Origin of the sequence: Tardiphaga sp. 37S4 (assembly GCF_021044645.1) — a bacterium.
Classification (GTDB): domain Bacteria; phylum Pseudomonadota; class Alphaproteobacteria; order Rhizobiales; family Xanthobacteraceae; genus Tardiphaga; species Tardiphaga robiniae.
The window spans coordinates 224,822-239,421 of sequence record NZ_CP088008.1 but is presented as its reverse complement, the minus strand read 5'-3'; the positions used below and the strand labels follow the sequence as shown (position 1 = coordinate 239,421).

The window sequence follows — 14,600 nt, the reverse complement described above, 5'->3', positions numbered from 1 at the left end:
CAGACCTTGAACTAAGGATTTGGCGATGAGCGTTTTCTGGCTGGCCCTGGCGGCATTTGCGATTGGGACCGAAGCATTTGTAATTGCTGGTCTTCTTCCAATCATGGCAACGGACCTGAATGTCACGTTGGCGGCTACGGGACAATTGGTCACCGTTTACGCCATCACTTATGCCATCGGCTCGCCGATCCTGGCTGTGCTGTTCAGCAATTTTGACCGCCGGACCGTCGTCTCCCTGGCGCTGGTCTGCTTCATCGTCGGAAATCTTTTGGCGGCCGTTGCGGCCACATTCGGCACTCTCCTGCTATCGCGCATGCTGATGGCCGTCGGCGCCGGCCTGTGCATGCCAACCGCCATGGCCGTCGCAATCGCGATCGCTGCACCGGAACGCCGTGGCCGCGCCGCGTCGCTGGTGATCTCCGGCCTGACGGTGGCGACGGTTCTGGGCGTGCCGCTCGGAACCTGGGTCGGCAGTCATTTTGGCTGGCGGTCGACATTCGTGATGGTCGCAGCGCTCGGCGCCGTCGCATTGGCCGGGCTGCTGCTGGGATTGCCCCGCGGTTTGCCACGCACTGCTGCCACACTCGGTCAGAGGCTTGCCGTCGCGCGCCATCCCGAAGTGCTGAAAACCCTTGCTGTGACCTGCATGTGGGGCCTCGGAGGCTTTACCTCATTCACCTATCTGGCTGTGCCGCTGCACCGACTTGGCTTTGACGCCAACGGAATCAGTCTGGCACTGCTGGTCTTTGGTGTCGCCGCGGCCATCGGAAACACCCTGGGCGGCACGATGTCCGACCGTATCGGGCCGCTCCGGACCTCGACGCTGGGCCTGATCGGCATGATGCTGTCACTGATCCTGCAATCGGTGGCCCTGATATTCGCGCCGCCCGCCACTGCGGGTGTGCTGTTTCTAGTCTTCATTTTTACCCAGGGCATTGCCGGCTGGATGTTCTACCCAGGACAGGTCGCGCATCTCGTGCGCGTCACGCCGGAAGCCTCGGTCATCGCGCTCTCGCTGAACGCCTCGGCCATGTATATCGGCTTTGCCGCCGGCAGCGCGTTGGGCGGCGTGGTGCTGTCGACATTGAGCTCCAACCACCTCGGCTGGATCGGCGGCTGCGCCGAGGCAGCAGCCCTCGTGCTCGTCCTCGCCGGACACCTTCTGAAGCGCCCGAAACCGGCCCAAATTGCCGGTTGATGGCACCTTCAAAAGCCTTCCCCGCCCCGTTATAGTGGTCTAAAGACAGCCGCGCGCGAGGATCGGCCTATGGCTCCCTGAGGGGTCAATGGCTGGTTTGGCGCCCGGGCCCGAGGGACGCGCGTATGCGCGCCCTTTTTTTGTGCCGATTTGTCACCACCGCGAGTTTAAATGCCAAAACGCACCGACATATCCACCATCCTGATCATCGGCGCCGGTCCTATCGTGATCGGCCAGGCCTGCGAGTTCGACTATTCGGGCACGCAAGCCGTCAAGACGCTCAAGGAAGAGGGCTACCGGATCGTTCTGGTCAATTCCAATCCGGCCACCATCATGACGGATCCGGAACTGGCGGACGCGACCTATATCGAGCCGATCACGCCCGAGATCGTCGCCAAGATCATCGAAAAGGAGCGCGGCGACCGCTCCAAGGGTTTTGCGCTGCTGCCGACCATGGGCGGACAGACCGCGCTGAACTGCGCGCTGTCGCTGCGCCAGCAGGGCACGCTGGAGAAGTTCGACGTCGAGATGATCGGCGCCACCGCCGAAGCCATCGACAAGGCTGAAGACCGCCAGCTGTTTCGCGAGGCGATGACGAAGATTGGCCTGGAGACGCCGAAGTCGCGGCTCGCCAACGCATCCGCGCTGAAGAAGCAGTATCGCGAGCAGCACCAGGCCGAAAAAGCCAAGCTAACGGGCGACGCGCTGGCCGAACATGAACGCCAGTGGGTGCTGCATGAAGGCGACCGCCGCAAGCGCTATCAGGAGCATGCCCTCGGCCAGGCGCTGATGGCGCTGTCTGAAATTGGTTTGCCCGCGATCATCCGCCCGTCCTTCACCATGGGCGGTACCGGCGGCGGCATTGCCTATAACCGCGAAGAATTCCTCGACATCATCGAGCGCGGCCTCGACGCGTCTCCGACCAACGAAGTGCTGATCGAAGAGTCAGTGCTCGGCTGGAAAGAGTACGAGATGGAAGTCGTCCGCGATAAAAAAGACAACTGCATCATCATCTGCTCGATCGAGAATCTCGATCCGATGGGCGTGCATACCGGTGACTCCATCACCGTCGCGCCGGCGCTGACGCTGACCGACAAGGAATATCAGATCATGCGCGACGCCTCGCTGGCGGTGCTGCGCGAGATCGGCGTCGAGACCGGCGGCTCCAACGTGCAGTTCGGCGTCAATCCTGCCGACGGCCGCATGGTCGTGATCGAAATGAATCCGCGCGTGTCGCGCTCGTCGGCGCTGGCCTCGAAGGCCACCGGTTTCCCGATCGCCAAGGTCGCAGCGAAGCTCGCTGTCGGTTACACACTCGATGAAATCGCCAACGACATTACCGGCGGCGCAACGCCTGCGTCGTTCGAGCCGACCATCGACTATGTCGTCACCAAGATTCCCCGTTTCGCCTTCGAGAAATTCCCCGGCGCATCGCGCACGCTGACGACGTCGATGAAGTCGGTCGGCGAAGTGATGGCCATCGGCCGCACATTCCAGGAAAGCTTGCAGAAGGCGCTGCGCGGACTTGAAACCGGCCTGACCGGTCTCGACGAAATCGAGATCGAGGATCTCGGCCGCGGCGACGACAAGAACGCGATCCGCGCTGCTCTGGGTACACCGACGCCGGACCGTCTGTTGCAAGTCGGTCAGGCCATGCGTCTGGGCTGGACCGATGAGGAGATCTTCAACTCCTGCAAGATCGATCCGTGGTTCCTCGCCGAGATGCGCGGCATTGTCGAAATGGAAGCCAAGGTGAAGGCCAATGGCCTGCCCGCCAACGCCTTCGGCATGCGGACGCTGAAGGCCATGGGCTTCTCCGACGCGCGCCTCGCCGTGCTCGCCGGCAAGACCGAGGCCGACGTCAAGACCCTGCGCCGCTCGCTCGATGTGCGACCGGTGTTCAAGCGCATCGACACTTGCGCCGCCGAATTCGCATCGCCGACCGCTTACATGTATTCGACCTATGAGTCGTCCTTCGCAGGCGCCTTCGCTGACGAGAGTCAGCCGTCGGACAAGAACAAGGTCATCATTCTTGGCGGCGGCCCGAACCGTATCGGCCAAGGCATCGAGTTCGACTATTGCTGCTGTCACGCCTGCTTCGCGCTCGCCGACGCCGGCTACGAAACCATCATGGTCAACTGCAATCCGGAGACCGTGTCGACCGACTACGACACGGCGGATCGCCTGTATTTCGAGCCACTGACCGCCGAAGACGTGCTCGAAATCATCGACACCGAACGTCAGAACGGCACGCTGCATGGCGTGATCGTGCAGTTCGGCGGCCAGACCCCGCTGAAGCTCGCGCGCGCGCTGGAAGCCGCCGACGTGCCGATCCTCGGTACCTCGCCGGATGCCATCGATCTTGCCGAAGATCGTGATCGCTTCAAGCGCATCCTCGACAAGCTCAAGCTCAAGCAGCCGAAGAACGGAATCGCCTATTCGGTCGAACAGGCCCGCCTTGTCGCAGCCGATCTCGGCCTGCCGCTGGTGGTGCGTCCGTCCTATGTGCTCGGCGGCCGCGCGATGCAGATCATCCGCGAGGAAAGCCAGCTCGGCGATTACCTGCTCGGCACGCTGCCGGAGCTGGTGCCCGGCGACGTCAAGGCGCGCTATCCGAACGACAAGACCGGCCAGATCAATACGGTGCTCGGCACCAATCCGCTGCTGTTCGATCGCTACCTGTCGGATGCCATCGAAGTCGACGTCGACTGCCTGTGCGATGGCAAGGATACCTTCATCGTCGGCATCATGGAGCATATCGAGGAAGCTGGCATTCACTCCGGCGACTCGGCCTGCTCGCTGCCGCCGCATTCGCTCGACGACGACATGATCGCCGAGCTCGAACGCCAGACCCGCGACATGGCGCTCGGCCTCGACGTGGTCGGACTGATGAACGTGCAGTTCGCGGTCAAGGATCGCGACATCTACGTGCTCGAAGTCAATCCGCGCGCGTCGCGCACCGTGCCTTTCGTTGCCAAGGTGATGGGCATGCCGGTGGCCAAGATCGCCGCGCGTATCATGGCCGGCGAGAAGCTCGCCGACTTCAATCTGAAGAAGCGCAAGCTCGACCATGTCGGCGTCAAGGAATCGGTCTTCCCGTTCGCGCGCTTCCCCGGCGTCGATACGGTGCTCGGCCCGGAGATGCGCTCCACCGGCGAAGTGATGGGCATCGACCGCTCGTTCGAAATCGCCTTCGCCAAGAGCCAGCTCGGCGGCGGCACCCGCGTGCCGCGCAGTGGCACCGTGTTCGTGTCCGTGCGCGAAAGCGACAAGACGCGCATTCTCGATGCCGTGAAGCTGCTCTCGTCGAACGGCTTCAAGGTGCTCGCGACGTCAGGGACCCAGCGCTTCCTGGTCGACAACGGCGTCCCCGCCGAGAAGATCAACAAGGTGCTGGAAGGCCGGCCGCATATCGTCGATGCCATCACCAATGGCGAGATTCAGCTGGTTCTGAACACCACCGACGGGCCGCAGGCCCTGGCCGACAGCCGCTCGCTGCGGCGGGCTGCCCTCTTGCATAAAGTACCGTATTACACCACTCTTTCGGGTGCCGTGGCGGCTGCACAGGGCGTCCGGGCCTATCTGGGCGGGGACCTTGAGGTCCGCACATTGCAGAGTTACTTTTCCGAAGCCTGAATTCGGGCGGACTGCAGGTCCGACGAGATCAGCTAGGCAAGGCACGACCGGAACTCACCGGTCGCGTCTTTGTTTTGTTTCGGCACTCGAAGCCGGCGTCTGAACTGGCTGCAAGCGCAGCCAAGCCGACATCTTGCAGAACGAATGGTTTCATGCGCGCGCCGCCGCGTTCCGCATGACGTTAGAGGACGAAGAGAATGGTTGAGAAGGTCCCGATGACAGCAGGTGGCTACGCTGCGCTGGAGGTCGAGCTGAAGGAACGTCAGTCGGTGCACCGTCCGCGGATCATCGAGCAGATCGCCGAAGCGCGCTCCCATGGCGACCTCTCGGAAAATGCCGAGTATCACGCCGCCAAGGAAGAGCAGTCGCATAATGAAGGCCGCATCAGCGATATCGAGGACAAGCTCGCCCGCGCCGATATCATCGATATCTCGAAGCTGTCCGGCGATACCATCAAGTTCGGCGCGACCGTGACGCTGATCGATGAGGACACCGAGAAGAAGGCGGTCTGGCAGATCGTCGGCGAGCCCGAGGCCGATGCCAAGAAAGGTCGCATCTCGATTACCTCGCCACTGGCGCGTGCGCTGATCGGCAAGAGCAAAGGCGCATCAGTCGAAGTCGTCGCTCCCGGCGGGGCCAAGGCCTATGAGATCACCAAGGTCGAGTGGCGCTGATCGACAGCGCTCAACGCGAAACAAGAAAGCCGCGCATGATGCGCGGCTTTTTTATTATCCCCTGATGGCGGTATCCAGCCATCGCTACTCACGAAAACTTCTGGAATACTTCCACAGCTCACGTGTTTTCACACGAGAGTGACCAGCATTTTGCATTGCAGTAATGCTAGAAACGATGGTCATCACAGGGGGACTAATGACATGGACCAAGCCTTCGCTAAATTTCAGCCTGCTGCACTAAGCCTTTTCCGCTTCATCACCGGCCTGCTGCTGCTGCAGTATGGCATCGCCAAGATCTTCAAATTTCCGGTTCTGCCCTATTTCGCGAATATTCCGCCGTTGATCCAGGTCGCGGCAACGCTTGAACTCGTCGGCGGTGCGCTGCTGCTGCTCGGCCTGTTCACGCGCCCAGTTGCGTTCATCCTCGCCGGTGAAATGGCTTTCGCTTACTTCCTCGGCCACATGTTTAAAGGCGCGGATCCGGTTTTCCTGCCGCTGCTGAACGGCGGCACCGCTGCCATCCTGTTCTGCTTCTCATGCCTCTATCTTGCGACGTCAGGCGGAGGCCCGATCAGCCTCGACGCGATACTGCGCAAGAAGAACTGATTGAACGGTAGGATGGGTAGAGCGTCTTCGCGAAACCCATCGGTGCACACATTCAGGTGATGGGTTTCGCTTCGCTCTACCCATCCTACACAAAGAAAGGGCGCTGACTTCACGGTCAGCGCCCTTCGCTCTTAGAAAGTACTGCTAATCCGCGGCCCTCAGCTCAAGCGGCACCGCGGCAGCGTATTTCGAGTTCTGCAAGACCAAGGACGTGCGGACGTTGCGGACATGCGGTGCGGCCGTGAGATGGCCGACGAAATCCTGGAAGGTCGCCATGTCGGGCGCCACGCATTTCAGGATGAAATCGATCTCGCCCGATAGCATCCAGCACTCCCGCACCAAAGGCTCCTTGCGGACGAAATCCTCGAACGCCTTGAGATCGGCATCGGCCTGACTCGACAGGTGGACCGAGGCAAACACGGTAACGTCGAAACCGAGCAATCGGGGATCCAGCAACCCGCGGTAGCCCTGGATATAGCCAGCCTCTTCCAGGGTCCGGACCCGGCGCAGGCAGGGCGGCGGCGAGATGCCAACGCGCTTGGCGAGTTCCACATTGGTGATTCGGCCGTCGGCCTGGATTTCGCTGAGAATTTTGAGGTCGATGTCGTCTAGGCTTTTCGGCACGCGGCGCGGATCCTGGCTGGTATTCAAACAAACCGTTTGAACTCTCTTAGCGCAGGAGCCGCAACTTGCGCAATTTTATTGCGCGTGCATCGCAGAAATTAAGTGTCTCCGGGGGAAAAATTGCCGGGACGAATTGCAATTCTTGCATGGCTCGCCAGATATTCTACACTAGCAGACAAGACTTTCGACGCCGCAGCGACGTGTTCGCCGGCACATTTCGCCTCAGCAATGACCAATTTCCCTTCAGAAAGGGACTCGACCATGGCCGCCCCCATCCATGCCAAAGTCGTCATCATCGGCTCAGGCCCGGCTGGCTACACTGCCGCTATCTACGCCGCACGCGCGATGCTCGAGCCCGTCCTGATCCAGGGGATCCAGCCCGGCGGTCAGCTCACCATCACCACGGATGTCGAAAACTATCCGGGCTTCGCCGACGTCATTCAGGGCCCTTGGCTGATGGAGCAGATGGAGAAGCAGGCTCAACACGTCGGCACCAAGATCGTCACCGATCTGGTCAGTGACATGGATCTGAACCAGCGTCCGTTCCGCCTGACCTGCGACAGCGGCGATGTCTATCTCGCCGAAACCGTGATCCTGGCGACCGGCGCGCAGGCGCGGTGGCTCGGCATCCCGTCGGAAGAGAAATTCCAGGGCGGCGGCGTATCCGCCTGTGCCACCTGCGACGGATTCTTCTATCGCAACAAGGAAGTGATCGTAGTCGGCGGCGGCAACACGGCCGTCGAGGAAGCTTTGTTCCTGACCAATTTCGCCTCGCAGGTCACCATCGTGCATCGCCGCGACCATTTCCGCGCCGAACGCATCCTGCAGGAGCGATTGTTCAAGCACCCGAAGATCAAGGTGGTCTGGGACTCGGCGCTCGACGAGATCTGCGGCACCGAAGGCCCGGCCAAGGTCACCCATGTGCGCCTGAAGAACGTCAAGACCGGCGCCATCACTCAGGTGCCAGCCGACGGCGTCTTCATTGCCATCGGCCACGCGCCCGCGACCGAACTCATCAAGGGCCAGATCAAGCTGAAGCCCTCGGGCTATGTCGAAGTGGCTCCGAATTCCACCGCAACCTCGATGCCCGGCGTGTTCGCCGCCGGCGACGTGGCGGACGAAACCTATCGGCAGGCGGTCACCGCCGCCGGCATGGGCTGCATGGCCGCCCTCGAAGCCGAACGCTATCTTGCCGCGCATGCTCATGACCGCGCAGCGGCCGAATGATGATCAAGCGAACCCGCGACGGATTTACAGATATGGACTGGGACAAGCTGAAGGTGTTTCACGCGGCGGCGGAAGCGGGGAGCTTCACGCATGCAGGCGAGCAACTGGGCCTGTCGCAATCGGCAGTCTCACGACAGGTGAGCGCGCTCGAGCAGGAGCTGGCGGTCTCGCTGTTCCACCGCCACGCCCGCGGCCTGATCCTCACCGAACAGGGCGACCTGCTGTTCCGCACCGCCCATGACGTGTTCATGCAGCTCCAGGCGGCCCGCGCAAAGCTGACTGACAGCCGCGAGCGGCCTAGCGGCGACCTCAAGGTCACCACAACCCCGGGCGTCGGCATCAACTGGCTGATCCCGCGCCTTGGCGAGTTCACAGCGCTCTATCCGGAAATCCGCATTTCGCTGATCGTCACCGACGAGGAACTCGACCTGTCGATGCGCGAAGCCGATGTGGCCATCCGCACCCGCAAGCCGACCCAGCCGGACCTGATCCAGCGCAAGCTGTTCGCCATGGGATTCCACGCTTATTGCTCGCCGGAATATATCAAGCATTTCGGCACCCCGCGCACCCTCGACGAACTCGACGGGCACCGCATCATCATGCTCAGCGACGCCCAAGTGTCCCCGCACCTGCAAAACCGCAGCTGGCTGATCGATGCCGGGCGCAACGGCTCCGGCCCGCGCGAACCCTACTTCAAGGTCAACAATATTCTGGGCCTGATGCGCGCCTGCCAGCAGGGCTTGGGCATTGCAGCATTGCCGGACTACCTGGTCGAAGAAAACGATCGCTTGGTTCAGCTCTTCAGCGAGTCGGACTCGATTCAACTCGACACTTATTTTGTCTATCCCGAAGAGTTGAAGACGGTTGCCCGTGTGCAGGTGTTCCGCGACTTCATCGTCAGCAAGGCACAGCGCTGGCCGTCCTAACCCGCAATATTTCAGGGCAGATATGCCCACGCTTCCCAGCATGTCAGACATGCCAAGTGATGCGTTGCTGCATGCCACCTTCAGGGATCATACTTCTCAGACGCTGAGATTTTGCGCTGCGCATTTGTCCCCCTCCTCCAGTGGTGCGAAGTCTCAGTAATCCCTCTTGGAAGGTGATTGTGTCGGCCTCTCGAGGCCAATACCTCAGAGCCGGACTCGTTTGAGTCCGGCTTTTTTTTGCGCCCGCGAACTGTCAGTCCAGCTTCACTTTCGCCAGCCGGAGCGCATTCCCGATCACGCTCACCGAGGACAGCGCCATCGCTGCAGCACCGAGCATCGGCGACAGCAGGATGCCGAAGATCGGATACAGCACACCGGCCGCAATCGGCACGCCAGCCGCGTTGTAGATGAAGGCGAAAATCAGATTCTGACGGATATTGCTCATCACGGCCTTTGATAGTTCGCGCGCGCGCACCAGCCCCATCAGATCGCCGGTCAGCAGTGTCACGCCAGCACTCTCGATCGCCACATCGGTCCCCGTGCCCATGGCGATGCCGACATCCGCAGCAGCCAGCGCAGGCGCATCGTTGACGCCATCGCCAACCATGGCGACCCGGCGGCCTTCGCCGCGCAGACGCGTGACCACGTCACTCTTGCGCTCCGGCAACACACCCGCCTCGACCTCATCGATACCCAGTGTCTTTGCCACGGCTTTAGCCGTCGTCGCATTGTCGCCGGTGAGCATGACGATCCGCAGGCCGTCGGCGCGCAGCTTCTTCAAGGCGTCCTGCGCCGATGGCTTTACGGGATCGGCAATTGCCATCACACCGGCGACGCTGCCATCAATAGCAACGAAGATGGCAGTCGCACCGTTCTGCCGCGCCAGCTCGGCGACGCCGTCGGAGCGCGTCGTATCCACTTTCAATTCGTCCATCAGCATCGCATTGCCGAGCGCAACGCGCTTGCCATTGACCACACCCGACGCGCCTTTGCCGGACGGCGAGGCGAAGTCACTGGCATCGCTCAGCACCACATTGCGTTGCTTTGCTTCATTGACGATGGCCTGCGCCAGCGGATGTTCGCTGGAACGTTCGATACTTGCAGCAAGTTGCAGAATGTCGCTTTCGTTGAACCCTTCCGCCGGCGTGATGCTCACTAGTTTCGGCTTGCCTTCCGTCAGCGTACCGGTCTTGTCGATCACAATGGTGTCGATGCTTTCCAGGCGCTCCAGCGCCTGCGCGTCACGCACCAGAATGCCGGCATGGGCGCCGCGACCGACGCCGACCATGATCGACATGGGCGTGGCGAGACCGAGCGCACAGGGGCACGCGATGATCAGCACGGTGACCGCAGCAACAAGCGCAAACGAGAGCCGCGGCTCCGGCCCGAATGTCGCCCAGGCGATGAATGCAATCACCGCTGCAGCCAGCACGGCCGGCACGAACCAGCCGGCGACACGATCCGCGAGACGCTGGATCGGCGCACGCGAGCGCTGCGCCTTGGCGACCATGTCGACAATGCGCGACAACATCGTATCGCGGCCGATCTTGTCGGCCCGCAGCACGAGGCCGCCGCTCTGATTGACGGTGCCGCCGATGACGCGCGCGCCTTCGGCCTTGCTCACCGGCATGGACTCGCCGGTGACCATGGATTCATCCACCGACGAACGCCCCTCGGTAACGACGCCGTCGACCGGAATTTTCTCGCCCGGCCGTACCCGCAACAAATCGCCGATGGCAATGGCGTCGAGGGCGACGTCCTCATCACCGTCCTTGCCAATGCGCCGCGCTGTCTTCGGTGCGAGACCGAGCAGCGCGCGGATCGCACCTGACGTCTGATTGCGTGCACGCAGCTCGAGCACTTGTCCGAGCAGCACGAGCACGGTGATCACCGCAGCGGCTTCGAAATAGACTGCCACAGCACCGTGATGGTCGCGGAACGCGTCGGGAAACAAACCAGGCGCGAAGGTAGCCACAACGCTGTAGACCCACGCTACACCGGTACCCATGGCAATCAGCGTGAACATGTTGAGATTGCGCGTCACCACCGAGCGCCATCCACGTTCGAAGAACGGCGCGCCGGCCCACAGCACCACGGGCGTCGCCAGCACGAGTGAGATCCAGTTCGATGTGGTCTGCGATACCAGCTGCATCAGGCCGAGATGCGCGCCCATCTCCAGCACGAACACGGGCAATGTCAGTGCCAGCGCGATCCAGAAGCGCCGGGTCATGTCGATCAGTTCAGGATCGGGCTTGTCGTCGAGCGAGACCTGCTCCGGCTCCAGCGCCATGCCGCAGATCGGACAGCTCCCGGGTCCTTCCTGACGGATCTCCGGGTGCATCGGGCAGGTATAGATGGTGCCGGCTGGCGCGGGCGGCGCGGGCTCCTTCGGCTTCAGGGAACTCTCGGGATCCGCATTGAACCGCTCGCGACAGCGCGCGCTGCAGAAGAAATACTCATGGCCCTGATAGATCAGACGGTTCTTGGCGGTCGCGGGATCGACGGTCATGCCGCAGACCGGATCGAGCACTTTGGTCGGCGCAGCCTCGTCGTGATGGTGACCATGCGAACAGCATGCGCCATGCGTGTGACCGGCATGGGCATCGTGCCCCGTATGCGTGTGAGTTGTCTCTGCCACCGTGACCTCGCCTCTTGAAACATATACCCTATGGGGGTATATGAACCTCATGCGCAGCGAGATCAAGACGTCCTGTTTAAAACGCCTCAAACGGATCGAAGGCCAGGTCCGCGGCTTGGCCGGCATGGTCGAGGCCGACCGCTATTGCATCGATGTGGTTACTCAGATCGCCGCGGCCCGCGCAGCGTTGCGGCGCGTCGAGGAAGAGATCCTGCGCGACCATGTCGCGCATTGCGTGGAGCACGCGATCTCGTCAGGCGACAAGGCCGACCAACGCCGCAAGATCGCCGAACTGATGGACGTGGTCAGTCGCGTCGACCGGTGACGCGAATGCGACGTGCGGGCGCGATGTTAGAAAACGGTTGATCAGTCGTTACAGTTTTTGCCCGGTGAGGGTGGCGCTGAAATGCGACCACACCTTTAGGTCATCAAGAGCCGGCGAATATCCGCAAAATTTACGGTTGGATAAGCATGCGCAGCGATAGCACACGGGGCGATCTAATAGCGCCGATCGCCGGTATTTACGTGTCTTTACGTACTTATATCTAACGTCCCGCGCAATTGCGGTAATCCCGCTCGCGGTACCTGTACATGCTTACGATCTATAACTGCATCGCCAATGCCCATGATTTCAGGCTCGTCGGACTCGCGGCCATCATCTGCGCGATCGCGTCCCTCGCTGCTATCAACCTGCTCCGTCACGCGCGAAGCGCCACAGGCCAGATGCGCCTCGTCTGGCTCGCGGTATCCGCGATCTCCACGGGCTTCGGCATCTGGGCCACGCATTTCGTAGCGATGCTGGCGTTCTCGCCGGGGATGCCGAGCGGCTACAATATCGTACTTACGGTCGTCTCGCTGATCGCCGCGCTGCTGCTGACCGGCGCCGGCCTTGCCGTGTCGTTGATCCCGAATTTTCGTGCCGGCCTCTGGATCGGCGGCGCCGTCGTCGCGGGCGGCATCGCGGCGATGCATTACACCGGCATGGCCGCCTTCGAACTTCAGGCGCGCATCGACTGGGATATGACGCTCGTCATCGTCTCGATCGTATTGGGAGCCGTGCTCGGTGCGATCGCGCTTCCGGTAGGGTTGCATGGCACCACCCTGCGCTGGAAGATCAGCGGCGCGCTGCTGCTAACGCTCGCGATCTGCAGTCATCATTTCACGGCGATGAGCGCGGTCACGATCACCCCGGATCCGACCATCGCCGTCTCGCCGCTGACCATCCCCGCCGGATGGCTCGCACTTGGCGTCTCATTGATCAGCTTCGCCATCATTGGCCTGGCGCTGGCCGGCATCGTGCTGGATATCCGTGATCACCGCCGCTCCGATCTCGAAGCCGACCGCATGCGCGGACTCGCCAATGCTGCCGTCGAAGGCTTGCTGGTGTGCGACGACGACACGATCGTCACGGTCAACACGTCCTTCGCCGCGCTGGCGGGATCGTCCGCTGAATTGCTGATTGGCGGGCGTCTGCAAGACTGCTTCCCCGATGGCGATACGCGGACTCAGATCATGAGCCAGCCTGACAAATCGGTGGAAGCGAATCTGCGACAGCGCAACGGCCAGACGATCCCAGTTGAATTGATCCTGCGTGGAATCGACTTTGCGGGGAAGCCACATCAGGTCATCGCCGTACGTGACCTCCGCGAACGCAAGCAGGCCGAACAGCACATCCGCTATCTCGCCCACTACGACTCCCTGACCGGACTGCCCAATCGCGGCACGTTCCATGATCGAATCGATCAGGAGATTGCGACACTATCCAAGGACCGCCCGCTCGCCGTACTCGCTTTGGATCTCGATCAGTTCAAACAGGTTAATGACCTGTTCGGCCACGCCGCCGGCGACAAGGTTCTCAAGAGCGTAACGGCGCGCATCACCGCCCTGCTTGGCGAAGGCGAGATGATGGCGCGTCTTGGCGGCGACGAGTTCGCCATTCTCTTGCCGAACCTGACCTCGCCCGCAGCTGCGAGTCAATTCGCCGACAGGATACTGGAAGCATTCCGGAGCAAGGACGCCACCTTCGAACTCGGCAGCGTCACCGCCAGTGTCGGCATCGCACTCTGCCCCGACGACTCCAGTGATCGCGACACGTTGCTCGCTTGCGCTGACACCGCGCTCTACCGCGCCAAATCCGAAGGCCGCGCGACCTGGCGCTTCTTCGAGCCTGCAATGGGGGAAGCCGTGCGCGACCGCCGGCTGCTCGAACACGATCTACGCAACGCCATCGATGCCAATCAGCTGAAAGTGGTGTATCAGCCCCAAGGCACCATGGAGTCGGGCCGCGTGATCGGCTTCGAGGCACTGCTGCGCTGGAACCATCCCGTCCGCGGCAATATTCGCCCCGACATCTTCATTCCGATTGCGGAAGACACCGGCGCCATTCTCGGCATCGGCGAATGGGTGCTGCGCGCCGCCTGCCGTGAAGCGGCGACGTGGAAGCATCCGTTGACCATCGCGGTCAATGTCTCGGCGGTTCAGATCCACCACGATAGCTTTGTCGCAACCGTCCATGAGGTCTTGCTGGAAACCGGCCTGCCCCCGCATCGGCTCGAACTGGAGATCACCGAGACTGCGCTGATCCGCGACTTCGATCGCGCATTGCTGACACTTCGCCGGATCAAGGCGCTCGGCGTTCACATCGCCATGGATGACTTCGGCACCGGCTACTCGTCGCTGTCGAACCTGCGCGCATTCCCTTTCGACAAGATCAAGATCGACGGATCATTCATCAGGTCGGTGAACACCAACAGCCAGGCAGCAGCAATCGTGCGCGCCGTCCTCGGCCTCGGCCGCGGGCTTGGGCTGCCGGTGCTCGCCGAAGGCGTAGAAACCGAAGCGGAGTTCGCATTCCTGCGCGACGAGAAATGCGACGAGGCGCAGGGCTATCTGCTCGGCCGTCCGGCTGACATAGACAACTTCCGTGAAGTCACCCAAGGGGTGACCTCGCCCACCGGAGATATCGCCATTTCAGCATAGGCGTGAACACCCCACCGTCGCGGCCATACCAACGACAAAAAACGCGCGAAGGTCTCGCGCGCTTTTTCTGGGGTCAAAAGAGCAGAACGGCT

Annotated in this window: 10 protein-coding genes; 8 read left to right on the top strand and 2 right to left on the bottom strand. The window is 61.8% G+C overall.

Annotation, left to right across the window (positions count from 1 at the left end; all coding sequences use genetic code 11):
* Nucleotides 1-25 precede the first annotated feature (25 nt).
* From LPB73_RS01125 to LPB73_RS01110, 4 genes are all read left to right on the top strand, one after another.
* Nucleotides 26-1,198 carry an MFS transporter gene (locus LPB73_RS01125; RefSeq protein WP_231079292.1) on the top strand — a complete coding sequence of 391 codons (1,173 nt, stop codon included), beginning with the start codon at nt 26-28 and terminating at the stop codon, nt 1,196-1,198.
* A 171-nt stretch (nt 1,199-1,369) separates the two neighbouring features.
* The gene (gene carB, locus LPB73_RS01120; protein WP_231079290.1) at nt 1,370-4,834 is read left to right on the top strand and encodes a carbamoyl-phosphate synthase large subunit; all 3,465 of its coding nucleotides are present in this window, start codon (nt 1,370-1,372) and stop codon (nt 4,832-4,834) included.
* Nucleotides 4,835-5,031: 197 nt separating this feature from the next.
* Nucleotides 5,032-5,508: a transcription elongation factor GreA gene (greA, locus tag LPB73_RS01115; RefSeq protein ID WP_068728727.1), complete on the top strand. Its 477-nt coding sequence runs from the start codon at nt 5,032-5,034 to the stop codon at nt 5,506-5,508.
* Nucleotides 5,509-5,709: 201 nt separating this feature from the next.
* Nucleotides 5,710-6,114, top strand: a complete 405-nt coding sequence (locus LPB73_RS01110) for a DoxX family protein (RefSeq protein ID WP_089265916.1) — start codon at nt 5,710-5,712, stop codon at nt 6,112-6,114.
* Nucleotides 6,115-6,258: 144 nt separating this feature from the next.
* Here the strand turns inward: LPB73_RS01110 and LPB73_RS01105 are convergent, their stop codons facing one another.
* Nucleotides 6,259-6,738, bottom strand: a complete 480-nt coding sequence (locus LPB73_RS01105; RefSeq protein ID WP_068730339.1) for an Lrp/AsnC family transcriptional regulator — start codon at nt 6,736-6,738, stop codon at nt 6,259-6,261.
* Nucleotides 6,739-6,999: 261 nt separating this feature from the next.
* On the opposite strand from LPB73_RS01105, the gene trxB reads away from it, so the two are divergent.
* Nucleotides 7,000-7,965 carry a thioredoxin-disulfide reductase gene (trxB, locus tag LPB73_RS01100; protein ID WP_231079286.1) on the top strand — a complete coding sequence of 322 codons (966 nt, stop codon included), beginning with the start codon at nt 7,000-7,002 and terminating at the stop codon, nt 7,963-7,965.
* A gap of 32 nt (nt 7,966-7,997) precedes the next feature.
* Nucleotides 7,998-8,891, top strand: coding sequence for a LysR family transcriptional regulator (locus tag LPB73_RS01095; RefSeq protein WP_089266250.1), 894 nt, complete (start codon nt 7,998-8,000; stop codon nt 8,889-8,891).
* 253 nt (nt 8,892-9,144) lie between these two features.
* Here LPB73_RS01095 and LPB73_RS01090 read toward each other — a convergent pair whose 3' ends face one another.
* On the bottom strand, nt 9,145-11,580 hold the full coding sequence (locus LPB73_RS01090; protein ID WP_414716843.1) for a heavy metal translocating P-type ATPase: 2,436 nt from the start codon (nt 11,578-11,580) through the stop codon (nt 9,145-9,147).
* Between LPB73_RS01090 and LPB73_RS01085 the strand changes: the two genes are divergently transcribed.
* Both LPB73_RS01085 and LPB73_RS01080 read left to right on the top strand, forming a co-directional pair.
* The gene (locus tag LPB73_RS01085; RefSeq protein ID WP_089266249.1) at nt 11,579-11,854 is read left to right on the top strand and encodes a metal-sensitive transcriptional regulator; all 276 of its coding nucleotides are present in this window, start codon (nt 11,579-11,581) and stop codon (nt 11,852-11,854) included. The genes LPB73_RS01090 and LPB73_RS01085 overlap by 2 nt on opposite strands.
* A 266-nt stretch (nt 11,855-12,120) precedes the next feature.
* A complete protein-coding gene (locus LPB73_RS01080; RefSeq protein ID WP_231079284.1) occupies nt 12,121-14,508 on the top strand; it encodes an EAL domain-containing protein in 2,388 nt (795 codons plus the stop codon).
* Nucleotides 14,509-14,600: the final 92 nt, after the last annotated feature.

What these genes read in the sequence shown, in the direction of transcription:
- LPB73_RS01125 (WP_231079292.1), top strand. Translation starts at nt 26, where the DNA reads ATGAGCGTTTTCTGGCTGGCCCTGGCGGCATTTGCGATTGGGACCGAA.
- carB (WP_231079290.1), top strand. Translation starts at nt 1,370, where the DNA reads ATGCCAAAACGCACCGACATATCCACCATCCTGATCATCGGCGCCGGT.
- greA (WP_068728727.1), top strand. Translation starts at nt 5,032, where the DNA reads ATGGTTGAGAAGGTCCCGATGACAGCAGGTGGCTACGCTGCGCTGGAG.
- LPB73_RS01110 (WP_089265916.1), top strand. Translation starts at nt 5,710, where the DNA reads ATGGACCAAGCCTTCGCTAAATTTCAGCCTGCTGCACTAAGCCTTTTC.
- trxB (WP_231079286.1), top strand. Translation starts at nt 7,000, where the DNA reads ATGGCCGCCCCCATCCATGCCAAAGTCGTCATCATCGGCTCAGGCCCG.
- LPB73_RS01095 (WP_089266250.1), top strand. Translation starts at nt 7,998, where the DNA reads ATGGACTGGGACAAGCTGAAGGTGTTTCACGCGGCGGCGGAAGCGGGG.
- LPB73_RS01085 (WP_089266249.1), top strand. Translation starts at nt 11,579, where the DNA reads ATGCGCAGCGAGATCAAGACGTCCTGTTTAAAACGCCTCAAACGGATC.
- LPB73_RS01090 (WP_414716843.1), bottom strand. Translation starts at nt 11,580, where the DNA reads ATGAGGTTCATATACCCCCATAGGGTATATGTTTCAAGAGGCGAGGTC.
- LPB73_RS01080 (WP_231079284.1), top strand. Translation starts at nt 12,121, where the DNA reads ATGCTTACGATCTATAACTGCATCGCCAATGCCCATGATTTCAGGCTC.